Source organism: Leifsonia lichenia, assembly GCF_054780215.1.
Genome location: NZ_BAAGWT010000008.1, coordinates 73,300 through 93,830 on the forward strand (window position 1 = coordinate 73,300; position 20,531 = coordinate 93,830).

At 69.1% G+C, this 20,531-nt stretch carries 25 protein-coding genes; 14 read left to right on the top strand and 11 right to left on the bottom strand.

Annotated features, from left to right (window positions below; genetic code table 11):
• Positions 1 to 13 precede the first annotated feature (13 nt).
• The 3 genes from ACYVGI_RS13425 to ACYVGI_RS13435 are packed head-to-tail and all read right to left on the bottom strand — an operon-like array spanning position 14 to position 3,166.
• The gene (locus ACYVGI_RS13425; protein ID WP_055896902.1) at positions 14 to 850 is read right to left on the bottom strand and encodes a carbohydrate ABC transporter permease; all 837 of its coding nucleotides are present in this window, start codon (positions 848 to 850) and stop codon (positions 14 to 16) included.
• Entirely contained in the window at positions 850 to 1,809 is a 960-nt protein-coding gene (locus ACYVGI_RS13430; protein WP_460633114.1) for a carbohydrate ABC transporter permease, read from the bottom strand. The genes ACYVGI_RS13425 and ACYVGI_RS13430 overlap by 1 nt, the downstream gene beginning before the upstream one ends.
• A 7-nt stretch (positions 1,810 to 1,816) precedes the next feature.
• Positions 1,817 to 3,166, bottom strand: a complete 1,350-nt coding sequence (locus ACYVGI_RS13435) for an extracellular solute-binding protein (RefSeq protein WP_460633115.1) — start codon at positions 3,164 to 3,166, stop codon at positions 1,817 to 1,819.
• Between the two features lie 289 nt (positions 3,167 to 3,455).
• Here ACYVGI_RS13435 and ACYVGI_RS13440 point away from each other — a divergent pair, with 289 nt between their 5' ends.
• Both ACYVGI_RS13440 and ACYVGI_RS13445 read left to right on the top strand, forming a co-directional pair.
• Positions 3,456 to 3,671 carry a helix-turn-helix domain-containing protein gene (locus tag ACYVGI_RS13440; RefSeq protein ID WP_460633116.1) on the top strand — a complete coding sequence of 72 codons (216 nt, stop codon included), beginning with the start codon at positions 3,456 to 3,458 and terminating at the stop codon, positions 3,669 to 3,671.
• Complete coding sequence (locus ACYVGI_RS13445) at positions 3,655 to 4,950, top strand: HipA domain-containing protein (protein ID WP_460633117.1); 1,296 nt, start codon at positions 3,655 to 3,657, stop codon at positions 4,948 to 4,950. Before ACYVGI_RS13440 ends, ACYVGI_RS13445 begins: the two co-directional genes overlap by 17 nt.
• Before the next feature lie 51 nt (positions 4,951 to 5,001).
• On the opposite strand, the gene ACYVGI_RS13450 is transcribed toward ACYVGI_RS13445, so the two are convergent.
• Positions 5,002 to 6,243: an ROK family transcriptional regulator gene (locus tag ACYVGI_RS13450; protein ID WP_460633118.1), complete on the bottom strand. Its 1,242-nt coding sequence runs from the start codon at positions 6,241 to 6,243 to the stop codon at positions 5,002 to 5,004.
• A 159-nt stretch (positions 6,244 to 6,402) separates the two neighbouring features.
• Between ACYVGI_RS13450 and ACYVGI_RS13455 the strand changes: the two genes are divergently transcribed.
• The 4 genes from ACYVGI_RS13455 (at position 6,403) to ACYVGI_RS13470 (ending at position 8,813) form a co-directional block, all read left to right on the top strand.
• Entirely contained in the window at positions 6,403 to 7,062 is a 660-nt protein-coding gene (locus ACYVGI_RS13455) for a hypothetical protein (protein WP_460633119.1), read from the top strand.
• Between the two features lie 86 nt (positions 7,063 to 7,148).
• Positions 7,149 to 7,874 carry a YcnI family copper-binding membrane protein gene (locus tag ACYVGI_RS13460; RefSeq protein WP_460633120.1) on the top strand — a complete coding sequence of 242 codons (726 nt, stop codon included), beginning with the start codon at positions 7,149 to 7,151 and terminating at the stop codon, positions 7,872 to 7,874.
• Positions 7,871 to 8,530 carry a copper resistance CopC family protein gene (locus ACYVGI_RS13465; RefSeq protein ID WP_460633121.1) on the top strand — a complete coding sequence of 220 codons (660 nt, stop codon included), beginning with the start codon at positions 7,871 to 7,873 and terminating at the stop codon, positions 8,528 to 8,530. Before ACYVGI_RS13460 ends, ACYVGI_RS13465 begins: the two co-directional genes overlap by 4 nt.
• A 154-nt stretch (positions 8,531 to 8,684) precedes the next feature.
• Complete coding sequence (locus tag ACYVGI_RS13470) at positions 8,685 to 8,813, top strand: hypothetical protein (RefSeq protein ID WP_460633122.1); 129 nt, start codon at positions 8,685 to 8,687, stop codon at positions 8,811 to 8,813.
• Positions 8,814 to 8,839: 26 nt separating this feature from the next.
• Here the strand turns inward: ACYVGI_RS13470 and ACYVGI_RS13475 are convergent, their stop codons facing one another.
• Complete coding sequence (locus tag ACYVGI_RS13475; protein ID WP_460633123.1) at positions 8,840 to 9,007, bottom strand: hypothetical protein; 168 nt, start codon at positions 9,005 to 9,007, stop codon at positions 8,840 to 8,842.
• A 175-nt stretch (positions 9,008 to 9,182) separates the two neighbouring features.
• On the opposite strand from ACYVGI_RS13475, the gene ACYVGI_RS13480 reads away from it, so the two are divergent.
• Together ACYVGI_RS13480 and ACYVGI_RS13485 are read left to right on the top strand one after the other, a co-directional pair.
• On the top strand, positions 9,183 to 10,370 hold the full coding sequence (locus tag ACYVGI_RS13480) for a MarP family serine protease (protein WP_460633124.1): 1,188 nt from the start codon (positions 9,183 to 9,185) through the stop codon (positions 10,368 to 10,370).
• A gap of 150 nt (positions 10,371 to 10,520) precedes the next feature.
• Complete coding sequence (locus ACYVGI_RS13485) at positions 10,521 to 11,540, top strand: NADPH:quinone reductase (RefSeq protein WP_460633125.1); 1,020 nt, start codon at positions 10,521 to 10,523, stop codon at positions 11,538 to 11,540.
• A 67-nt stretch (positions 11,541 to 11,607) separates the two neighbouring features.
• On the opposite strand, the gene ACYVGI_RS13490 is transcribed toward ACYVGI_RS13485, so the two are convergent.
• Genes ACYVGI_RS13490 through ACYVGI_RS13500 form a run of 3 tightly spaced genes read right to left on the bottom strand, consistent with a single transcriptional unit; the run spans position 11,608 to position 14,055 of the window.
• Positions 11,608 to 12,273 carry an SRPBCC domain-containing protein gene (locus ACYVGI_RS13490; RefSeq protein WP_460633126.1) on the bottom strand — a complete coding sequence of 222 codons (666 nt, stop codon included), beginning with the start codon at positions 12,271 to 12,273 and terminating at the stop codon, positions 11,608 to 11,610.
• Positions 12,261 to 12,689, bottom strand: coding sequence for an ArsR/SmtB family transcription factor (locus tag ACYVGI_RS13495; protein ID WP_460633127.1), 429 nt, complete (start codon positions 12,687 to 12,689; stop codon positions 12,261 to 12,263). The genes ACYVGI_RS13490 and ACYVGI_RS13495 overlap by 13 nt, the downstream gene beginning before the upstream one ends.
• 58 nt (positions 12,690 to 12,747) lie before the next feature.
• Positions 12,748 to 14,055, bottom strand: a complete 1,308-nt coding sequence (locus ACYVGI_RS13500; protein ID WP_460633128.1) for an MFS transporter — start codon at positions 14,053 to 14,055, stop codon at positions 12,748 to 12,750.
• A 90-nt stretch (positions 14,056 to 14,145) separates the two neighbouring features.
• Here ACYVGI_RS13500 and ACYVGI_RS13505 point away from each other — a divergent pair, with 90 nt between their 5' ends.
• From ACYVGI_RS13505 to ACYVGI_RS13525, 5 genes are all read left to right on the top strand, one after another.
• Complete coding sequence (locus tag ACYVGI_RS13505; protein WP_460633129.1) at positions 14,146 to 14,694, top strand: TetR/AcrR family transcriptional regulator; 549 nt, start codon at positions 14,146 to 14,148, stop codon at positions 14,692 to 14,694.
• Positions 14,695 to 14,700: 6 nt separating this feature from the next.
• Entirely contained in the window at positions 14,701 to 15,441 is a 741-nt protein-coding gene (locus ACYVGI_RS13510) for an AzlC family ABC transporter permease (protein WP_460633130.1), read from the top strand.
• Complete coding sequence (locus ACYVGI_RS13515) at positions 15,438 to 15,743, top strand: AzlD domain-containing protein (RefSeq protein ID WP_460633131.1); 306 nt, start codon at positions 15,438 to 15,440, stop codon at positions 15,741 to 15,743. The genes ACYVGI_RS13510 and ACYVGI_RS13515 overlap by 4 nt, the downstream gene beginning before the upstream one ends.
• A gap of 150 nt (positions 15,744 to 15,893) precedes the next feature.
• On the top strand, positions 15,894 to 16,292 hold the full coding sequence (locus ACYVGI_RS13520; protein WP_460633132.1) for a hypothetical protein: 399 nt from the start codon (positions 15,894 to 15,896) through the stop codon (positions 16,290 to 16,292).
• Positions 16,289 to 16,795 (top strand): DUF6328 family protein, encoded by a 507-nt coding sequence (locus ACYVGI_RS13525; RefSeq protein ID WP_460633133.1) that lies wholly within the window; start codon positions 16,289 to 16,291, stop codon positions 16,793 to 16,795. Before ACYVGI_RS13520 ends, ACYVGI_RS13525 begins: the two co-directional genes overlap by 4 nt.
• Positions 16,796 to 16,802: 7 nt before the next feature.
• Here the strand turns inward: ACYVGI_RS13525 and ACYVGI_RS13530 are convergent, their stop codons facing one another.
• Positions 16,803 to 17,558, bottom strand: coding sequence for a GntR family transcriptional regulator (locus ACYVGI_RS13530; RefSeq protein ID WP_460633134.1), 756 nt, complete (start codon positions 17,556 to 17,558; stop codon positions 16,803 to 16,805).
• Between the two features lie 256 nt (positions 17,559 to 17,814).
• Here ACYVGI_RS13530 and ACYVGI_RS13535 point away from each other — a divergent pair, with 256 nt between their 5' ends.
• Positions 17,815 to 18,471: a GntR family transcriptional regulator gene (locus ACYVGI_RS13535; protein ID WP_460633135.1), complete on the top strand. Its 657-nt coding sequence runs from the start codon at positions 17,815 to 17,817 to the stop codon at positions 18,469 to 18,471.
• Positions 18,472 to 18,674: 203 nt separating this feature from the next.
• Here ACYVGI_RS13535 and ACYVGI_RS13540 read toward each other — a convergent pair whose 3' ends face one another.
• Both ACYVGI_RS13540 and ACYVGI_RS13545 read right to left on the bottom strand, forming a co-directional pair.
• Positions 18,675 to 19,298 (bottom strand): hypothetical protein, encoded by a 624-nt coding sequence (locus tag ACYVGI_RS13540; RefSeq protein WP_460633136.1) that lies wholly within the window; start codon positions 19,296 to 19,298, stop codon positions 18,675 to 18,677.
• A gap of 107 nt (positions 19,299 to 19,405) precedes the next feature.
• Entirely contained in the window at positions 19,406 to 20,497 is a 1,092-nt protein-coding gene (locus ACYVGI_RS13545) for a substrate-binding domain-containing protein (protein WP_460633137.1), read from the bottom strand.
• Positions 20,498 to 20,531: the final 34 nt, after the last annotated feature.

The following is a 20,531-nucleotide window of genomic DNA, read 5'->3' on the forward strand; positions in this document are numbered from 1 at the left end:
AGAGGTACGGGTGCTAGCCCTTGACGGCTCCGGCGAGCGCGGACGAACCGCCGAGCACACGGGAGACGAGGACGTAGAGGGCGATCACGGGCACGGAGTAGATGAGCGAGTACGCCGCAAGCTGGCCGTACGCGACGGCGCCGTACTGCCCGAAAAAGGTGAAGATGCTGACGGCGGCCGGTTGGTTCTCCGGGCTGAGCAGCAGCACGAACGGCACGAAGAAGTTCCCCCACGCCTGCACGAACACGAAGATGAACACGACGGCGATCCCCGGCCGGACGAGCGGGACGACGACCGTCCACAGCGTTTTCATGCTCGACGCACCGTCGACCCAGGCCGCCTCCTCGAGTGAGAGCGGCACGGAGTCGACGAAGTTCTTCGTCATCCAGATCGCCATCGGAAGCGACGATGCTGCCATGAACAGGATCGTCCCACCGATCGAGTCGATCAGGTTCAGCGACACGAACAGGCTGTAGACCGGCACCATCATCGCGGTGATCGGCAGGCAGGTGCCGAACAGGATCGCGTAGAGGAACGGCTTGTTGAACCTGTTGCGGTAGCGGGACAGCGGGTACGCGGCCAGGATGGCGACGATGACCGTGATGAACGCGCATCCCGCGGACAGCAGCAGGCTGTTCCAGAGCGGCACGAACGCCAGATCGGGCGTGAGCACCTTCTGGAAGTTCTCCAGCGTCCACTGCTTCGGCCAGCCGACGGCGAGGGTGGCTGAGCCGTCGAACGACGCGAACACCACCCACACCATCGGCAGCACGAAGACGAGCCCGATGAGCAGCAGCAGGATGTTCGCGGTCCACTTGAGAGCGAGACCGCTCGGCGATGACAGGCGCATCAGTCCACCTCCGTCTTGAGGGCGCGCACGTAGACGATGGCGAACACGGCGCCCACGAGCAGCAGGATGGTCGCGATGGCGGTGCCGTAGCCCAGCTCGGAGAACTTGAAGGCCTCCTGGTAGGCGAGCACGGGGAGCGTCATGGACTTGTTGCCAGGACCGCCTCCCGTCATCACGTAGATGAGGGTGAAGACCGAGAGGGTCTGCAGGGTGATCAGCATCAGGTTGGTGGAGATGCTGCGGCGGATCATCGGCAGGGTCACCAGGAAGAACCGTTTGATGCCGTTCGCGCCGTCGACCTCGGCCGCCTCGGTGATCTCCGGCGGCACCTCCTGCAGCGCCGCCGAGTAGACGAGCATCGAGAAGGCGGCGCCGCGCCAGGTGTTGGCGAGGATCACAGCGAGCATCGGGAACGCGAACAGCCACGACGGCCCGGTGATGCCGACCATCGCGAGGATGGCGTTGAGCGTGCCCTTCTGGCTGAAGAAGGCGTACGACGCGAAGGCGGCGACGATCTCCGGCAGCACCCACGCGCCGACGACGAACGTCGACACGATGGCGCCGACCACCCGGCCGCCAGCTCGCATCAGCAGGGCCAGGATCATCCCGACGATGTTCTGCCCGATCACGGCGGAGCCGATCAGGAAGACCAGGGTGAGGACCACCGCGACGGGGAAGTCCGGGCTGTTGAACAGGTCGATGTAGTTCTTCAGCCCCACCCACTCGCTCGACGCGGCGGCGGCCCCGGTGAGCGACGAGTTGGTGAACGATCCGTAGAAGGAGGAGAGGATCGGGCCGACCAGGAACACGACCAGGAGGCCGATGGCCGGGATGAGCGGGACGGTCCGTGCGACCGATCGCCGGACTCTGCGCGAACGTGCCGTCCGCTCCGGGCGAGGCGGCCGGGAGGTTCCCCGGCCGCTCACGCCCTCGGCGACGGCGTCGATTGTCGACGTCACTGTCTGGTTACTCCGACTTCGTCTTGTCCTTGCCGACGATGCCGACGACCGTGTCGTCGTACGCCTTGGCGGCTTCGGCAGGTGTCTGCTGACCGGTCATCACCGACTCCATGGCCACCTGGATCCCGTTGGAGATCTTGGAGTAGTCCGGGGTCGCCGGACGGAACTTCGTCACATCCACCAGCGAGGCGAAGAACGTGGATGTGGGGTTCGACTTGGCGTACGCCGGGTCGGCCGCGACGTCCTTGCGCACCGGGATCTGGCTGAGCGAGATGTCGAAGTCGAGCGAGTTGGCCTTGTTGAGCGCGTAGGAGATGAACTTCCACGCTTCGTCCTTGACCTTGCTCTTCGACCCCATCGAGAGGGTCCAGCCGCCCGACATGCTGATGCTGCCCGGCTCCTGACCGGTCTGCGTCGGCATGGGAGCCACGCCCATCGTCTTCTCCCACTCCGGCCAGTTGGTGTCGCCGGTGGACTGCCAGGTGCCTGCGACCCACGATCCGTCGAGGTTGATGGCGAGCTTGCCCTGCGGGATGAGCTGGCTGGTGACGATGTTCTGGTAGTTGGTGTCGCTGGTGATCTCCTGCGACGGGCCGAGGCCGCCCTGGTAGACCTCTTTCAGCACATCCAGGGAGTCGGTGAACGCCTTCGATCCGGTGATCCACTTGCCGGACGATGCGTCGTACAGGCCGTCCTTGCTCGCGCCGTAGAGCAGCATCTCGAAGCCCTGCATCGAGCTGGCCTCACCACCTGCCTTGCCGGAGAAGATGTTGATGGGGGTGACGCCGGGGACCTTGTCCTTGATGGTCTTGGCCGCATCCAGCACGTCGTTCCAGTCCTTCGGCTTCCAGTCGGTCGGCAGACCGGCCTTGGCGAAGATGTCCTTGTTGTACCAGAGGGCGCGGGTGTCGGTTCCCATGGAGACGCCGTAGATCTTGCCGTCGTCGCCCTTGCCTGCGTCCTTGGCGTTGTCGTAGAACTGCGACCACTCGTCCCACTTGTTCACGTACGAGTCGAGCGGCTCGAGATACCCGGCCTGTGCGTCGGAGCGGATGAGGAAGGTGTCCTCGTAGAGCACGTCCGGGGCGGTGCTGGCGCTGCGGTTCATCAGCGAGAGCTTGGTGTAGTAGTCGTTCTCAGCGGCCTTGATCGGAACGAGGGTGACCTTCTCCCCCGGGTTGGCCTTCTCGAACCCGGCCTTCGCCTTGGCCATGAACTTGGCCATGAGGTCGGTGCCGAAATCCTGGTATGCCACCTTGATGGTCTTGCCGTCGTTGGACCCGGACGACGAACATCCGGCCAGTGCGACGAGTGCGGATGCGGCCACCACGGCGACCAGAACTCTGCTGCGTTTCATCGATGCTCCTTTGCTTCGATGTCCGGTGGGCGCCTTCCCTGCCCTAGCGATGCCGGACCCTGTCGTAATTTATAAATCAATTTGATTTATTTGGCAATGGGTGTGAGGAAAATGCCTGGTGAGACCCGGATGGGGGGTGGGGTGGGGTGGCTACGTCTGGGCTGATGGCGTGATCGATCGGTTACATGGGAGGGATGTAACCGATCGGTTACATCTAGACCGTGTAACCGATCGGTTACACTGGCGCGTAGTAACCGATCGGTTACAGAGAGGAGGCCTCATCGTGCGCGTGAGAAAGCCATCGGACCTCGGCGCCCTTGCCAGGGATCGGCGCGAAGCCCTGGCGTGGTCTCAACAGGAGCTCGCCGACCGCGTCGGGGTGTCGCGCCGCTGGGTCAACGAGTTCGAGTCGGGGAAAGGGAACGTTCGCGTCCGCCTCGTCTTCGATGCCCTCACCGCTCTCGGCGTCGACCTGGAGGTGGTGGACGATGGCGGCCAGCGGTAGCGAATTGCGCGCCTACCTCGACGGCACAGCGATCGGAACGTTTCATCGGACCGTCTCGGGCAACACGACGTTCACCTACGACGACGACTACCGTCAGCAGGCGGATGCCACCCCGCTCTCGCTGTCGATGCCGCTGGCAGCGAAGACACACCCCTCCCGAGCCGCTTCGCCGTTTCTTCAGGGCCTCGTCCCCGAGAGCCGTGGACGGCTCGAAGAGCTCGCAGCCCGCTTCCACACCGGAACCAGCGCCTTCTCGCTTCTCGCCGACACGGGCCGGGATGCGGCCGGCGCAGTGCAATTGCTGCCCCGCAACGTCGAACCTCCGGATGCCGCAGAACGGCGCGGCGACGTGGAACGTCTCTCGCCTCACGACTTCGACGCCGTCATGGCCGACCTGATCGCCAACGCCGGCTCGTGGGGACGCAACGACAGCGTCGGCCGGTGGTCTCTGGCGGGCACGCAATCGAAGGTCGCGCTGTTCCGCTTCGAAGACGGCTCGTGGGGAACGCCGCGCGATGCCACGCCGACCACCCACATCCTGAAACCCGCCGTGCGCGACCTGCCGTCCCACGACGTCAACGAGTACGTGACGATGGAGGCCGCCCGTCTGCTCGGACTCGTCGTCGCCGATCACGAGCTCGAAGAAACGGCCTCCGGCCACCACGTCTTCATCACCCGGCGCTACGATCGCGAGGTCCGTGAGGGCCGGTGGGTTCGCATCCATCAGGAAGACACCTGTCAGTCGCTGTCCGTCGAGCCTCGCTACAAGTACCAACAGGACGGCGGCCCTGGCGTCTCCGCCATCGCTCGGCTCTTCCGCGACCAGATGGCAGACCTCCACGACCGTGCTGATGCGCAGCGTCGATTCTTCGATGCGCTCGTATTCATGGTCGCCTCGCTCGGCACGGACGCGCACGCAAAGAACTACTCGGTGATTCTCGAGGGACCTCGGGTCACGCTCGCACCGCTGTATGACCTCGGCACGTTCGCGCCATACCGGGGACGCGTGGAGACCGAGCGGTTGAGAGCACCGATCGCAATAGGCGGCGAATACGGATTGCTCAGCATCGGGGAACGTCAGCTCGTCACCGCCGCGAAGAGTCTGAGCATCCCGGAGGGGCAGGCGCTCGAACGCTTCCGCTTCATCACAAGCCGGATTTCGGCAGCGTTCAGCCAAGCCGCGGCCTCAGCGGACAACCCGTTCGCCGTGGAGGTGGCCGGATCGGTCGAACGGTACGCGGACGCCCGCGGCTGGCCATCTGACGCGCTCGAGGATTGAGGCTTGGACGGTTCGAACGAGGTCTGACGGCCGATCCGGCCGATGAGCCCCCTACACCCGCCCGCGCGGCGAGAACGTTGCGTCCAGCACCAGGCACGCCGCCCCGACCGCGGCGACGTCGGCGCCGACGGCGCTCGACTCCGTGACGACGGGGTGGGTGAGGATGTCCATGTCGAATTCGTGCATCCAGCCGGGGAGGCGGGCGGCGTAGAAGGGTTCGAGGCGGTCCCAGGATGGGCCGCCGAAGACGACGCGGTCGATGTCGAGCAGCGCGGAGAGGTTCGAGAGGTAGTAGGCCGTGTTGCGGATGGACCGGTCGAGGATGCTCATGGCAACCTCGTCGCCCGCCGTCGCCGCCTGCGTCAGGGCCGTGAAGAGAGCGTCGACCGTCTCCACGTCGAGGTCGAGCTCGACACCGTCAGCGACGGCTTCGCCGCCCGGCGCGGAGAGGGCGCCAGACCAGATTGCCTGCATCACCAGGCGGTACGGGCGCACGGATTCGCCGTAGCAGCCGCGGCGGCCGCAGGCGCAGAGAGCGCCGCCGGGGTCGACGATCGCGTGGCCGACGTCGCCCGCGTTGTGGGTGGCGCCCGTGTAGACGTCGCCGCCGAGCACCATCCCGACCCCGACGCCCGTGCCGTAGTACACGAACACGTAGTCGTGGCTGGCGTCCGCCGAGTCGCGCCAGCGTTCCGCGACCGCCGCCGCCGTCACGTCCTTCGCCACCAGCGCCGACAGGCCCGTCGCCGCCCGCAGCTCGTCCCGCAGGTGGAAGTCGTTCCAGCTCGGGATGAGCGGCGGCCGCACCACCACGCCCGTCTCCGTGTCGATCGGGCCGGGGGCCGCGACGCCGACACCGCTGACCTTCGCCCGATCGACACCCGACTCCGCCAGCACCGTGCCGATCGCCTCCACCACGATGTCGAGGGTCTGCATCGCGTCGCCGGACACAGGAGAGTGGCGGCGCGCGTCGGCGACCACCTCGCCCTCCAGGTCGAGCAGCACGCAGGTGATGACCGTCGGGTCCAGGTGCACGCCGACCGCGTACGATCCTGTCGGCTCCAGTTGCAGGATGGTGCGCGGCTTGCCGGGGCCGTCGATGCGCTTGCCTGCCTCGCGGATGAGGCCCTGGTCGATCAGCCTCCTGCTCACGTTCGACACCGTCTGCGCCGACAGCCCGGTCGAGCCGACCAGCTCCACCCTGCTGAGACCGCCCTCCGACCGGCGCACGGCATCGAGCACGACCGTGTCGTTGAACGCGGCGATCGCGGGGAGGTTCGCTCCTCTGGGCATACGCCTCCTTCAGTGTGCGTCGGGTCGCCTTCGTAGGATACATACCGAGCCGCAGTCGGCCGCCTGTGGAGGTGGATGCGCGCGGCAGCCACCCGGGACGGCCGACGCCCATCCGTTCCGTAGACTTGCTCCGAACCTGGAACGACGGACGGAGACAGCATGGGATCGAGGTGGGCTCGCGTCGCACGCGGGTTGCTCGCATCCTGCGTCGCCATCTTCGTGGCCGCCCTGTTCCACGTCGCGGGCGGAGGGGCGGCGCCGGGGGCACTCCCGCTCGCGCTCAGTCTCGCGTTCTCGACCGTCGCATCCATCGCCCTCACCGCCCGGTCGCTGTCGCTGTGGCGGCTGACCATCGCGGTCGGGTTCAGCCAGTTCCTGTTCCACCTGCTGTTCGGGCTCGGCACGGGAACGGCCACGTTCAGCGCCCCCGCCGGCACCACGCACCTGCACGCCGGCTCGCACCTGACCATGACGATGCCGGGAGTCGCTCCCGGCACGATGTCCGGCACGATGCCGGCGCACGACGAGCTCAGCCTCGGGATGTGGGGAGCCCACCTCACCGCCGTGCTCGTCACCGTGATCGCGCTGCGGTTCGGCGAACGGGCGTTCTGGGGGCTGTTCGAGACCACCAGGATGCACGTGGCCCGGTTCGCCGACCGCCGCATCCTGGACAGGCTCGCCATGGCGCCGGCGCCGCTCGCGCACACGTCCTCCGCCGTCGCCAGCGCGCTCTCCAGAGAGCCGGCGCGCCCGCGCGACCTCGGCGTCCCCCTCCTCCGGCTGCGGCACCGCGGGCCACCCCTGGCCGTCGCGTCCTGACGGAGCGTTCCACGATCGTGCGTGGCGCCCGTCTGCCGACGCGCACCCGCACACATCGAACGCTTCCGAACAAGGACAGAACTCCCATGAAGAAACGCACCATCGCCGCATCCATCGCCGCGGCAACCACCGGCCTCCTGCTGCTCTCGGCTCCGCTCGCGGCCAGCGCCCACGTGCACGTCACCCCCGACCAGGCGGAGCCGGGCAGCTACGCCACGCTCACCTTCAAGGTTCCGACGGAGTCGGCGACCGCGGGGACCGTGAAACTCGTCGTCGACTTGCCGACCTCCGACCCGTTCACCTCGGTCACCTACCTGCCGCTCGCGGGCTGGACGACGACCGTCGACACCGAGAAGCTGGCCAAGCCGGTCAAGACGGACGACGGCACGATCACGCAGGCCCCCGTGCGTGTGACCTGGACGGCGGACGCCGGCGTGCAGGTGGCGCCCGGGCAGTTCCAGGAGTTCACGATCTCGGCGGGGGCTGTGCCGAAGACCGGTCAGATCGTTCTGCCGACGCACCAGTACTACAGCGACGGCAGCGTGGTCGACTGGAGCGAGAAGACCCCGGCTTCCGGGGCGGAGCCGGAACACCCGGCGCCGACGATCTACGTGACCGACCCTGTTCCGGCCGCTGACGGCGAGAACCTGGTCGCGACCTCCACCCCGGCACCGGTGGCCGCGTCGTCCGGGCTGGCTGCCGACGCCCTCGCGATCGGGCTCGGCATCGGCGGGCTCGCGCTCGGCGCCATCGCCCTCGTCGTCGCCGTCTTCGCGGCCACCCGGCGTGGGCGTGGGAAGGTGGGGGCATGACGCACCGCATCCGCACCGCATCCATCGGGGCGCTGACCGCCGCCATCGCGGCCGTCGCTGTCGCGGTGCTGCCCGTGGCGAGCGCCTCCGCGCACGACTACCTGGTCGGCAGCGACCCGGCGGCCGACGCCGTCGTGAGCGCGCCGCTCGACGCGGTGAAGCTCACGTTCAACGACCGCGTGCTCGACATCGGCGGCAACAGCGCGCTCGTGACCGTGACGGGTCCGGATGCGGCGACCCGCCACTTCGAGACCGGATGCGCGACCATCGCGGACACGGTCGTCTCCGCACCGGTCGCCCTCGGTGCAGCAGGGAAGTACACGATCACCTACCAGATCGTGTCCGCGGACGGCCACCAGGTGTCGAACTCGTATGCGTTCAGCTACCAGCCCCCGGCCGGTACGACCGAGGCGTCCGGCACCGAGAAGACCGCGTGCGGCGCCGGCACGACCACGCCGAGCGCCGAGCCGAGCACGACGGCGACGCAACCCGCCGCGGCCGAGCCGACGGAGACCGCAGGGTCCCCGCAGCCGACCGCAGCCGCATCCACGGATATCGGTCTGGTCATCGGCATCGCGGTCGGCATCGTTGTGCTCGCGATCATCGCGGTGGTCATCGTCATCCTCACCGCCCGCCGCAAGCCCGGCCCCGAGTAACCAGCAATCGAGCCGGGACTTGTGCACGCCAGCGCCCGGCGTGTCGCGTGCATAAGTCCCGGCTCGATGGCTGCGGCCTGCGTCGACGGTGTTGGAACGGTCGACGGGTCGCAGGGGGTTTACGCCGGGCAGGGCGCGGGCGTAACGTCTCCGCATGGACAAGGACGCCCAGAACCAGCCGACCGCGGTACCCACGGAGCAGATGGACCCGGACATCGTCCCGGCCACGCTCCCCGATCCCGCCGCCGTCGACGACGGAGACGAGGAGGACGGGCGGCTCTGAGAGCAGCGCGGCAGCGGCGAGCCTGGTCAGTCCGGGGCGCCACCCGAGGCCGTGTCCTCTTCGGTCTCGGCGTTGTGGTGCTGCTGCTTCGACGGCTCGGACTCCTGGCCGTGATCGTGGATCGCGGCCGTGAAGTCGGCGCTCGTCATCTCCTTCTCCCCATCGTCGAGGTCAGGGCGGTTCTGGTCGCTCATCCGGTGATCCTTCCGTCGCGGGGACGCCGGTGCGCCCCGTAGGCTCCGGACGGTAGCCCCTGCATCCCCGTGACGGAAGGGGGTGCGGACGCCAGCAGGGACGAGTTTCGCAAGCGCTAGAGGACACACACGTTCGGTTGAGCCCGCGCACAGCCTCGTGAGGCATGGTTGGCGGGTGGAGATCGTTGTCGACGTGGTGCTCGTGGTGCTCGCCGTCGTCGCCATCGCTGCCGGATGGAGCAACGGGGCCATCCGCGCTGCCGGTTCGCTCGTCGGGCTCGGACTCGGTCTCTGGGCGGGGCTCAGCCTCGCGCCGCTCGTCGTCGCCTGGCTCGCCGAGGCGGGATGGGGAAGCGTCACGGAGCGCTCGGTCGTCGCCGCCATCGTCATCCTGGTCTGCGCCGCCGTCGCATACGCCGTAGCGGCCGGACTCGCGTCGCTGATCGGCAAGCTGGTGCGGCACGGACCGATCCGCTGGCTCGACTCGCTCGTCGGCGCGGTGCTCGGACTGCTCACCTGGGCCGTCGTGGTGTGGCTCGTCGCCGGGTTCGCCATGGCCACCAGCCTGGCGACGGTCGTGCAGGCTGCCAGTTCATCGCGGGTGGTCGCGACGCTCGACGGCATCGCTCCGTTCCCGGCCAGCACCGTGCTCGGAGCGGTGGACGACGCTCTCGCCGGGGCGGGTCTTCCCCAGGTCTTCGAGGGCGGCGAGCCGATCAAGACGATCCAGGCGCCGGACCCCTCGGTGCCGAGCGCTGTGGCGGCCACGGAATCCTCCGTCGTCACCGTGCTCGCCTCGAAGCCGGCGTGCGGCGTCGACTCGGAGGGCAGCGGCTGGGTGGTGCAGAGCGGCAGGGTCGTGACGAATGCGCACGTGGTCGCTGGCGCATCCACCATCGTCGTGCGGGAACCGGCCACCGACAGGGTGGAGCGGGCGACGCTCGTCGCGTTCGATCCGGAGCGCGACCTCGCCGTGCTCGACGTCACCGACCTCATGGCGCCGCCGCTCGACATCGGGTCGGACGTGACGGCGGGCGCCCAGACCTTCGCGGCGGGATACCCGGGCAACGGGCCGTTCACGATCAGCCCGGAGCGCGTGCGCGACCGCATCACGGCCCGCGGCAGCGACATCTACCAGTCGGGATCGGTCGATCGCGACATCTACTCACTGCGCGGCAGCGTGCGGCCGGGCAACTCCGGAGGACCCCTGCTCGACTCCTCCGGCGACGTGGTCGGCGTGGTGTTCGCCCGCTCGACCGTCGACCCGGACACGGGATACGCCCTCACGCTGGCCGAACTGCGACCCGTGCTGTCGTCGGTGAGCTCCGCGCCGATCAGCTCGGGCGCCTGCTCGACGGGCTGAGCAGGAGAATCGGCGCGGCGCGCCGTGCTGGTCTCCGTTCGGACGGGGATCTCGGCCGCTCAACACGGGAACTCCGTTCGGACGGGGGTCGCCGGAGTCTGAGCGGCGCCGCGCGGAACACTTTGGCGCGCGAGGTGGTTGGCTAGGGGCATGAAGGCTGTCACATACACGTCGACCGGACCATCGGATGTGCTGCAGTACGGCGAGCGCGAGGAACCGCACGCCGGACCGGGAGAGGTGCGGGTGCGCATCCACGTGTCCGGGGTGAACCCCACCGACTGGAAGTCGCGCAGCGGCAGCGGCCCCGCCGAGCTCCCCCGCCCGCAGGTGCCGAACCAGGACGGGGCCGGCGTGGTGGACGAGGTCGGCGACGGCGGGAGTGCGCTCAGCGTCGGCGACAGGGTCTGGGTGTGGGATGCGGCGTACCAGCGGGCGGACGGGACCGCGCAGGAACTCGTCGTCCTGCCGGTGCGCCAGGTCGTGCCGCTGCCACCGGATGCGTCGTTCGACCTCGGCGCGTCCATCGGCATTCCCGCGCTCACCGCCCACCGCGCGCTCACCGTGCACGAGGGAGGGCCGACCGAGCTGTCGGCTGGCGCGCTCCACGGCCGCACCGTTCTGGTCGCCGGGGGTGCTGGCGCAGTCGGCCACGCGGCCATCCAGCTCGCGGTGTGGGCAGACGCGACAGTGATCGCCACCGTGAGCAGCCACGAGAAGGCCGAGCTCGCCCGAGCGGCGGGCGCCCACCACGTGGTCAACTACCGCGACGGCGACACAGCCCAGGCCATCGGCGCGCTCGCACCGCGCGGCGTGGACATCGTGGTCGAGGTCAATCCGTCCGCCAACGCCGAGTTGGATGCGCGGATCGCCGCCCCCGACGCATCCATCGCCGTCTACGCCGACTCCCCCGGCGATGCGACCGTCTCCATCCCCGTGCGCCCGAGCATGGGCAAGAACCTGCGTTTCCAGTTCGTGCTCACGTACACGACCACTGCCGAGTCGAAAGACCGGGCAGTGCGCGCGGTGGCTGCGGCCATCGCGGATGGCGCGCTGCCGATCGGCGCCGAGCACGGACTGCCGGTCACCCGATTCCCGCTCGGCGAGACGGCGGCGGCGCACGACGCCGTCGAGGGCGGGATCGTGGGGAAGGTGCTCATCGACGTCGCGTGACGCCGCCCCGCTCGGAGTGGGCTGGGCCGCTCGGAGTCGGCCTGGCCGGCCGGGCCTGCCGCGCCGGTCAGGCTTGCGGCGCCTGGCCGGTGTAGAAGCCGTAGGTGGCGTCGGCGTTCCTGGCTGCCTGGTCGGGGTCGGCCCCGGCTGCGATGTGCGCGTCGGCCCAGCGGTCGGCCACCGCGCGGGTGAACGCCTTGCCGTCGTCGGAGAGCGCCCACGCCTGACCCTCCTCCGGAGAGATCGCGCCGTCCAGCCCGCCGAGGTTGAGGGCGAGGCCGACGAGGGCCTGATCCCAGCCGACGCCCGTTGCCCCTGGGCCGAACGTCTCCCACATCCCCGCTGGGACATCGGCGACTCGTGCAGAGTGCTCCAGTTCGAACCGCGTGCGGTCCGGCGTCACAGCCGCAAGCCGCACGGTGAGCCAGGTGACTCCGCCGCCGAACTCCCAGGTCACCCGGTATTCGGCCGCGCCGTCCGATGGGGGCGTGCAGGACAGCACTTCGCCGCCCGCGTTGCCGGTGAGCTGGTACCGACCGCCGAGACGGAGGTCGCCGGAGACGGGGAGGAACCAGCGAGCGATCCGCTCGGCGGTCGTCGTCGCCTCCCAGACGTCGTCGATTCCGGCCGGATACTCCTGGCCGATGGTCTGGATGCGCGTGGGAGCGCCGTCGACCTCCTCGGTGCGCAGGCTGCGGGTGACGGCGTCGATCTGTGGGGTCACGTCGACCATGGTTGGTCCTCCTCGGGGTGTGCCGGGTCATCGGAATGCGCGCGCCGGGCCGAACGCTCGGTCGCGCGCCCTGCTGCGCGCTCTGCCGTCCGTCTGCGCTCGCGGTCGCCTCTCGCCAGCTCCGTGCCGAGGGCGGCGAGCGGCCCGCGCCAGTAGCGCTCGAACGGGCTCAGCCACTCGTTCGCCTGCTGGAGCCCGTGCGGGTCGACCGCGTACAACCGGCGGGTGCCCTCCGGGCGCACGGTGGCGAAGCCCTGCTCGCGGAGGATGCGCAGGTGCTGCGACACCCCCGGCTGGCTGATGCCGAACTCCTCCACGATGACGGAGGAGAGGCGCCCTGCGGACTCCTCGCCCTCCAGGAGGAGTTCGAGGATCCGCCGCCGAACCGGGTCTCCGAGAACATCGAACGCGTGCATGAGCACTATTGTTGCGCCGCCTCTTATATAAGTCAATGCTTAATTTAGGCGGTCCGGCCTAGCTCCGCGTGCGAGCCCGCGCCACCTGAACCGTCAGCGCGAGCAGCGCGGCGAGCGCGATCGCCGCCGCGTAGCCGAGCGCCGTCGGCAGGAGGCCGACCACGCCGATCAGCTCGCCCGCGATGAGCGCGGGGACGCCGTACGCGATGTAGCTCACCAGGAAGATGCCCGCGAACAGCTCGGCACGCTGGTTGTTGGGGGCGAGCGGGGCGAGCATCCGGAGCATCGAGGAGAATCCGGCGCCGAAGCCCGCACCGGCGATGACGGCCCCGGCGAACAGCAGCCAGAGCACCGCGAACGCCATTCCGGCCGCGGCGACGGCGATACCGAGGATGATGGCGGCCATCGAGACGATCGCCGTCCGGCGGGCGGGCGCGCGGGTGAGCAGCAGCCCCGCCGTTGCGCCGACCGCGGGAGGCACGGCGACGATGGCGCCGTTGAGGAGCCCGCTGTCGAGGTGGAAGACGCCGCTCAGGATGGACGGCGAGAGGCCGATGAACAGGCCGGCGAGCATCCAGGTGGATGCGAAGAGCGGGATGGCGCCGACGAACTCGGCCCGCGCAGCGCGGGGAACGACGAGACGCGGGATGAGCGAACCGAGTGCGCCTGGCCGCCTGGTGACCGTCTCCCCCACGCCGATCACCACGAACAGCCCGGCCACGAACAGCACCACGAGCGACACGAAGACGAGCGTGGTCGGCTGCGGCACGAACTGCACGGCGAGGCCGGTGAAGAAGGCGCCGAGCGCGATGCCACCGACAGGGGCCGTGCTTCCGATGGTCGCGCCGAGCTTCTTGTGGCGCTCCGGGGCGAGCTCCACGATCGCGGCGGTGAAGGTGCTCATGGCAGCGCCCGTGGCGACGCCCTGCACAGAGCGGGCGGCGATGATCCAGCCGATGTCCCGAGCGAAGAGGAACATCAGCATCGCGACCACCTGCAGGGCGAGAGCGCCGATCAGCACGGGACGACGGCCGATGTGATCGGAGAGCGAACCGGCGACCAGCAGCGTGACGAGGAGGGTGATCGCGTAGATGGCGAACGCGACGGTGAGCAGCCACGGCGCGAATCCCCACTCGTGCTGGTAGAGCACGAAAAGCGGGCTCGGGGCGCCGACCGCGAGGGCGACAGCGACGAAGGCCAGCGACGTGCCGACGAACGCGGGCATCGGGCGCAGCCTGCGGCGCGAGGGACGCGCGGTGCGCGCGGGGCGAGCGGGGCGCGCGGTCCGCACGAGGCCGACGAGGCCGACGGGGCCGCCCGAGCTGGCCGCCACGGGGGCGGTGCGGGTCTCTTCTGCTGTCGTCATGATGCCCTCCAAAAGCAAATCTGATTGCTTTAAGGATGCTAAACCCAAGCGTCCTTCAAAAGCAACAAGATTTGCTTTAAGCTATTCCGTATGGAGACAACCACCCCGAAGCGCACGGGGGGACGCAGCGCTGCGGTCATCCACAGTGTCCGGACCGCCGTCGAACAACTCGTCAAAGAACGCGGGCAGGACCGCGTCACCGTGCCGATGATCGCCGAGCGCGCGGGCGTCAACCCCACGAGCATCTACCGCCGCTGGGGCGACCTCCCCACCCTCATCAACGACATCGCCACCTACCGGCTCGACCCGGAGCGTCCGCTTCCGGCGAGCGGCAGCCTGCAGGAAGACCTCACGATCTGGGCGGGCGAGCTGGTCAACCACTACCGCAAGCCCGTCAACGCCGCGCTGCTTCGCGGTGGGGCAGGGGCCGCCGGCGAGTCCACGTCCGACTGCCTGCGCAACCGGCGCGAAGAGGCCACGATGTTCGTGGAGCGCGCCGCCGATGCCGGGCTCACGGTCGACGACATCGTCGACACGGTGGTCGCCCCGATCGTGCACCGGACGATCTTCCAGCCGTGGCGGCTCACCGACGACACCGCCGACGAACTCGTCACGCGACTGTTCCGCCTCGCCGTCTGACCCGGCATGGATGCACGCCGAACCGCCGCCGAGCGCGTCGCCGCACGCTCAGGCTGGGCCGTCGGCATCGCCACCGCCGCATACGGCATCTCCTTCGGGGCGCTCGCCACCGCATCCGGTCTCGACGTCTGGCAGGCGTGCGTGCTGAGCCTCGTGATGTTCAGCGGCGGCTCGCAGTTCGCGCTGATCGGCGTGCTCGCCTCCGGTGGCGTCGCCGCCGGCGGGTCTGCGATCGCGGGGGCGGCGCTGCTCGGCGTGCGCAACTCGTTCTACGCCCTCCGCCTGTCGCGCATCATCGGGCCCGGTTTCTGGCGGCGGGCCGCGGCCACCCAGCTCACCATCGACGAGTCGACCGCCGTGGCGACGGCCCAGCAGGAGCCGCGGGCGCAGCGCATCGGGTTCTGGACGACGGGCCTCGTGGTCTACATCGGCTGGAACATCACCACGCTGGCGGGCGCCCTGCTCGGCAACCTGATCGGCGACGTCAAAGCGTACGGCCTGGATGCCGCTGCCGCCGCCGCGTTCCTCGGCCTGCTCTGGCCGAGGCTCAAAGCGCGGCAGACGCAGGCGGTGGCGGTCGCGGCCGGGTTCGTCGCCACCATGCTCACACCGTTCCTGATGCCCGGCCTTCCCGTGCTGGCTGCCGCGGCGGTCGCGATCGTCGTCGGCGTGCTGAACCTGTTCGGCCGTCGCAACGACCCTCCGCATCCCGAGGCGATCCCGATGGAACGCGAGGTGGAGCCGTGACCACGTGGAACATCATCCTGCTGGCGTCGATCGCGGTTCTCGCGCTCAAGGCGGTCGGCTGGCTCGTGCCCCCGAAGGCGCTCGACCACCCCACGGTCGCACGGGTCAGCGACCTTCTCACGGCCGCACTGCTCGCCGCGCTCATCTGCGTGCAGACCCTCGGCGCCGGCCAGGCACTGCAACTGGATGCGCGCCTCCCCGCCGTCGCGATCGCCGCCGGGCTCTACGCCCTCCGGGTCCCCTTCATCGTCGTCGTGCCCGCCGCGGCCGTCGTCGCCGCCCTCATCCGCCTCCTCACCTGACCGACGCCATCGAGCCCAGGCTTTTTCACCGCAAGCGGGCGTTTTAAGCGGAAGAAGCCTGGGCTCGATGGTTGGGGGCGGCGGGGTGTCGGCGGCGGTTCGTATGCTCAGGACGCAGCGGGCCGGGCTGCGGACCCGAGAAGGAGAGCAGTGGGCGCGTGGCACCCGGTGACGAACGCACAGGCGAACGAGTGGATCCTGCGTCAGGGGACGCTCGGCGCACCGTACGCGGTGGTCCGCCGCTTCGCGTTCGGCGACCCGAACCGTCCGGACATCTGGTTCCGCGTGGTCACCTGGGCACCCACCTCCACGGGGCGTGAGCTGATCGGCTGGTGCCGCACCCTTGAGGCCGCGTCGGCCGCCGGCTGGGACTACCGGTGCGCGGAGGAGTCGTGGCGCCACCACCTCGCGGCGAAACGGGTGGATGCGGCTGCGATGGCGACGCAGCGCCCGCCCGCCTCCGATCTGGTGCGGTTCTATCGCGCGGCATTGCGGCGCCGCCCGACCGGGAGCACGATGGAGCGCACACCCTCCGGAAGGCGAACATGAGCGAACCCGTCGACGTCGATCCCGCGGATGGCCGCAGCGAGAGTGCCGCCGAGCGGGCGGATCGGAACTGGGCGGAGATCTTGCAGGAGCTGCGCGTGACGCAGACCGGCACCCAGATCATCAGCGGCTTCCTGCTGACGATCCTGTTCCAGCAACGATTCGGCGAGCTCGACGGCTTCCAGGTCGGCTTCTATCTCGTGCTCGTCGTGCTCGCCGCGGCGTGCACGGCCCTCGGCCTCGCGCCCGTCGCCCTGCACCGGCAGCTCTTCCGTCACCACGACAAGGTGCAGACGGTCGCCATCGCGAATCGGCTCCTGCGCGCGACACTCGCGCTGGTGGCGCTGCTGACGAGCGGCGTGGTGTTCTTCGTCTTCGACGTGGTCCTGGGGCTGGTGCCCGGGGTGGTCGTCGGCGGAGTGGTCCTCGCCCTGCTGTTCGTGCTGCTCTACGTCTTCCCGCGTGCGACGCTCAGGAAGATCGGCCACGCGGCACGTCGCCCGTGATCGCGGCTCAGACGACGGCTGCCATCGGCGCGACGATCCCCGCAGGTTCGGCCGCGCCCGCAGCACCGGCAGCGCCCTCAGCACCAGCAGCACCAGCACTCGCCGCGCGCTCGAGCGCGGACGCGACGTCGCCGAGCACGGATTCGATCATGCCGATCGCCACCGCGTCACCCGACGCGACCGCGCACGCGAACTCGAGCACACGCTCGCGCCCGAGAATGGGCGCGGCCGATGGCGTGAGATAGAGGTAGCGCAGCACCCGCAGGTGAACCGTCTCGATGGCCTCCGCCAGCACCTGGTTGTCGATCGACGCCAGAGCGATGAGCAGCACCCGCTGAAAGACCTCGATGGGCGAGATGTCTTCGTCGCGCTCCAGGCGACCTGCGACAAGGCGCAGTTCCAGCTCGTCTCCGTCAGTGCGCAGCCTCAGCGCCTCGGCGATGGCGTCTGGATAGAGCTTCTGCAGCACCAGGACGGCACCCGCGATCTCCGACTCGACCAGCGGCGCGACGCAGGTGAACCGGTTGGGGGCCGTTCTGACCAACCCCAGTGTGACAAGTCGGCTCAGCGCTTCGCGCACCGGTGTGCGGGACACACGCAACCACGCTGTGAGCTCTGCGTCTTTCAGACGCTCCCCTGGAACGAACCCGCCGTTCAGGATGCGCGTGAGCAGCACCTCGAAGACGTCGTTGCGCAGCAGCCTACGATCGGCGGTGAGTGCGGGCATACCGGTCGGAAAGCTCGATGCCTCGTCGATAGTCATGGGTTGGTGGTTCTTCCTGTTCACGGATACGGGAGAGCGGGTGCGGGCTCAGAGGCGGGTGCTCTGGTCTGAACTGGGCCCCGGCCGGAACCCAGCCGGGGCCCACTCCGGCCGCGAGGGGGGAATCACGGCCGGGCACTGGCCGGATACCCGAATCACGGCCAGAGTTGTTGAGGCGATCTAACGCCAGATTATATTTATAGTTTATCATTGAGCATCTAAGCTTTACAACCTCACAATTTCTCAGGGAGCTCCCATGCCGATGCCGACCGATCACGTAGCCCGCGTTTCCCTCTCCGACGAGGCATACACCCGCATCGAGGCAGCCATCATGGACGGCACCCTGGAACCGGGCGAACGGCTGCGAGACCCGGAGCTCGTGCAGTGGCTGGGCATCTCGCGCACGCCGATCCGTCACGCCCTCGACCGCCTCCTCGACCAGGGCCTCGTGGAGATGGAGCGCAACCGGTACACCCGGGTCGCGCCGTTCGACGTCGACGGCGTCCGCCAGGCGATCGAGGTCGCGGGCGACCTCTGGGCCGGGGCGGCGCTCCGCAATCGCGAGAACTGGTCAGAGGACGACCTCCTGCTGCTCGACGACATCTGCGCCGCCCTCGTCGAAGCCGGGGCTCAGGACGACACCGGACTCTACGTGCGAGCGTTCGAGCACCTCGCCACCCTCTACGTGCGCGTCGAAGGCAACGCGGTGCGGCTGCGCACCCTCGCCAACGTGATGCCGCAGGTTCGTCGCATCGCGCGCAAGCTCTCCGGCCAGGTGGACACCGAGGCGGTGCAGGCGTTCACCACCGCCCTCGCGGCTGCGACCAGGAACGGCGACGGCGAAGAGGCGGCTGCCAGAATCGGCGCGTACATCGCGCGCATCGGCGGCGTGCTCAGCGACCTCCGGCGCTGACCGCCGCATCCACGGCCTGGCACGGGCCTGCACGGTCCAGAAGATCCGTGCAGGCCCGGATGCCCCCTCCCGGCGCTCCTCATAACCTGGTCTCAGACGTTCGACCGGGGGGACGAACTACCGGGGGGAAACACAGATCGAGGCCGGAGCGGCAAACCGCACCGGCCTCGATCCTTTCCGTCCGTGGAGTCTGCGTGGCCCCGCTACCGCTCGACCACGAACGCGACGTGCCGGCGGAGCACCGTCATCGCATCCCGGAGTGCCTTGTCTGTGCGGCAGCTCGCCTGGGCGACCATACCGATCCCCGGCCCGGCGAAGACCCTCAGCAGTGCGGCGTCGTGCAGCGTGACGCCGGAGTCGACGGGTGCGTAGACGATGCGGAGCACATCCATGGTGCCTTCCGCTCCGGAGGCCGCCGTGTCGTTCAGGGCGAGGACGGAACGGGCGCGGAGGGCGCGGTTCTCGTGGAGGTCGCTCGTCGCGTCGACCAGGGCGGCGCTGGAACGGGCGTCGTCGTGGTCCACGACGTAGTCCTCTTCTGTGACGTCGAAGCGGTCGAGGCTGACGATGCATCCCGAGCCGCGCTGGCGGTACTCGATGTACGAGGCGTCCCCGCCCGGCTCGACCGCCCAGCCGGAGACGCGGTCCAGATCGGTGTAGAACGAGATCGCACCCGCGTCCGCCTGGGTGAGCGCCGCGCCGTCCGCGAACGACAGGGCGGATGCGCGCTGGCCGAACCCCTGGACGCATCCGGTCAGCAGCACGGCGACGGCCACGGCAGCGCCACACGCTGCGATGAGCCGACGGGATGCGGTGGTCGCGAGCACGTGCTCCCCCTTCTACACTCCCCCATCCTCGCACGCACCGCTCCCCCCGGACAGCACGAAGGCCGGACCCCGAAAACGGGTCCGGCCTCGTGTGCTGATGCTGGTGACTACTTGGTCAGCGGCTCAAGGGTCGGGTCGTTGGCGTACGCCTCCGCCGCGTTCTCCTTGGTCACGACGACCGGGGTGAGCAGGTAGGCCGGGACGACCTTGACGCCGTTGTTGTACGACTTGTCGTCGTTCGTCTCAGGCTTCTTGCCCTGCTGCAGGTCGGAGACCATCGCGATGGCCTGCTTGACCAGCGCGCGGGTGTCCTTGTTGATGGTCGAGTACTGCACGCCGGCCATGATCGACTTGACCGACTCGGCCTCGGAGTCCTGACCGGTGACGATCGGGACCGGCTTGCCTGCGCCCTGCACCGAGGTGATGATGGCGCGGGCCAGGGTGTCGTTCGGCGACAGGACGCCGTCGAGCTCCGTCGAGCCGTAGTTCGCGGCGAGCAGCGTGTCCATGCGGGTCTGCGCGTTCGCCGGGAGCCAGCCCTGGGTGGAGGTCTGCTTGATGTCGGTCTGCTTGGAGACGACCGTCAGCGTTCCGTCGTCGATCTTCGGCTGCAGGACCTTCATGGCGCCGTCGAAGAAGACCTTCGAGTTCGCGTCGTCCGGCGAACCGGAGAACAGCTCGATGTTGTACTTGGTCTTGCCCGGGTACTTGGCCTTCATGCCGTCGAGCAGGGCCTGGCCCTGAAGCTCGCCGACCTTCTCGTTGTCGTACGCGACGTAGTAGTCGACGTCCTTCGTGTTGAGGATGAGGCGGTCGTACGCGATGACGGTCGCGCCGGCGTCGTGCGCGGCCTTGGCCTGCGCGGCGAGCTGGCCACCGTCGACGGCGCCGATGATGACGACCTTGGCGCCGTTGGTGATCATCGACTGGATCTGCGACTGCTGGTCGGACACACCGGAGCCACCGGCGTACTGGACGTCGCCCTTGAAGCCGGCTTCCTTGAGGCCGTCGGTGAACAGGCCACCGGCGAGCACCCAGTTCTCCGACGTCTTAGTCGGGAGGGCGACGCCGATCGTGGCGCCCTTGTCGAAGCCGGCGGCTCCGGTCGAGTCGCCTGACGAGCCACGGCTCGAGCAGCCCGAGAGGGCCAGCGCGGCGGCAGCAGCGACGGCCACTGTCGCGAGTGCGATTTTGCGCATGTGTGGATTCTCTTTCTCTTGTTGAAGGTGGTGC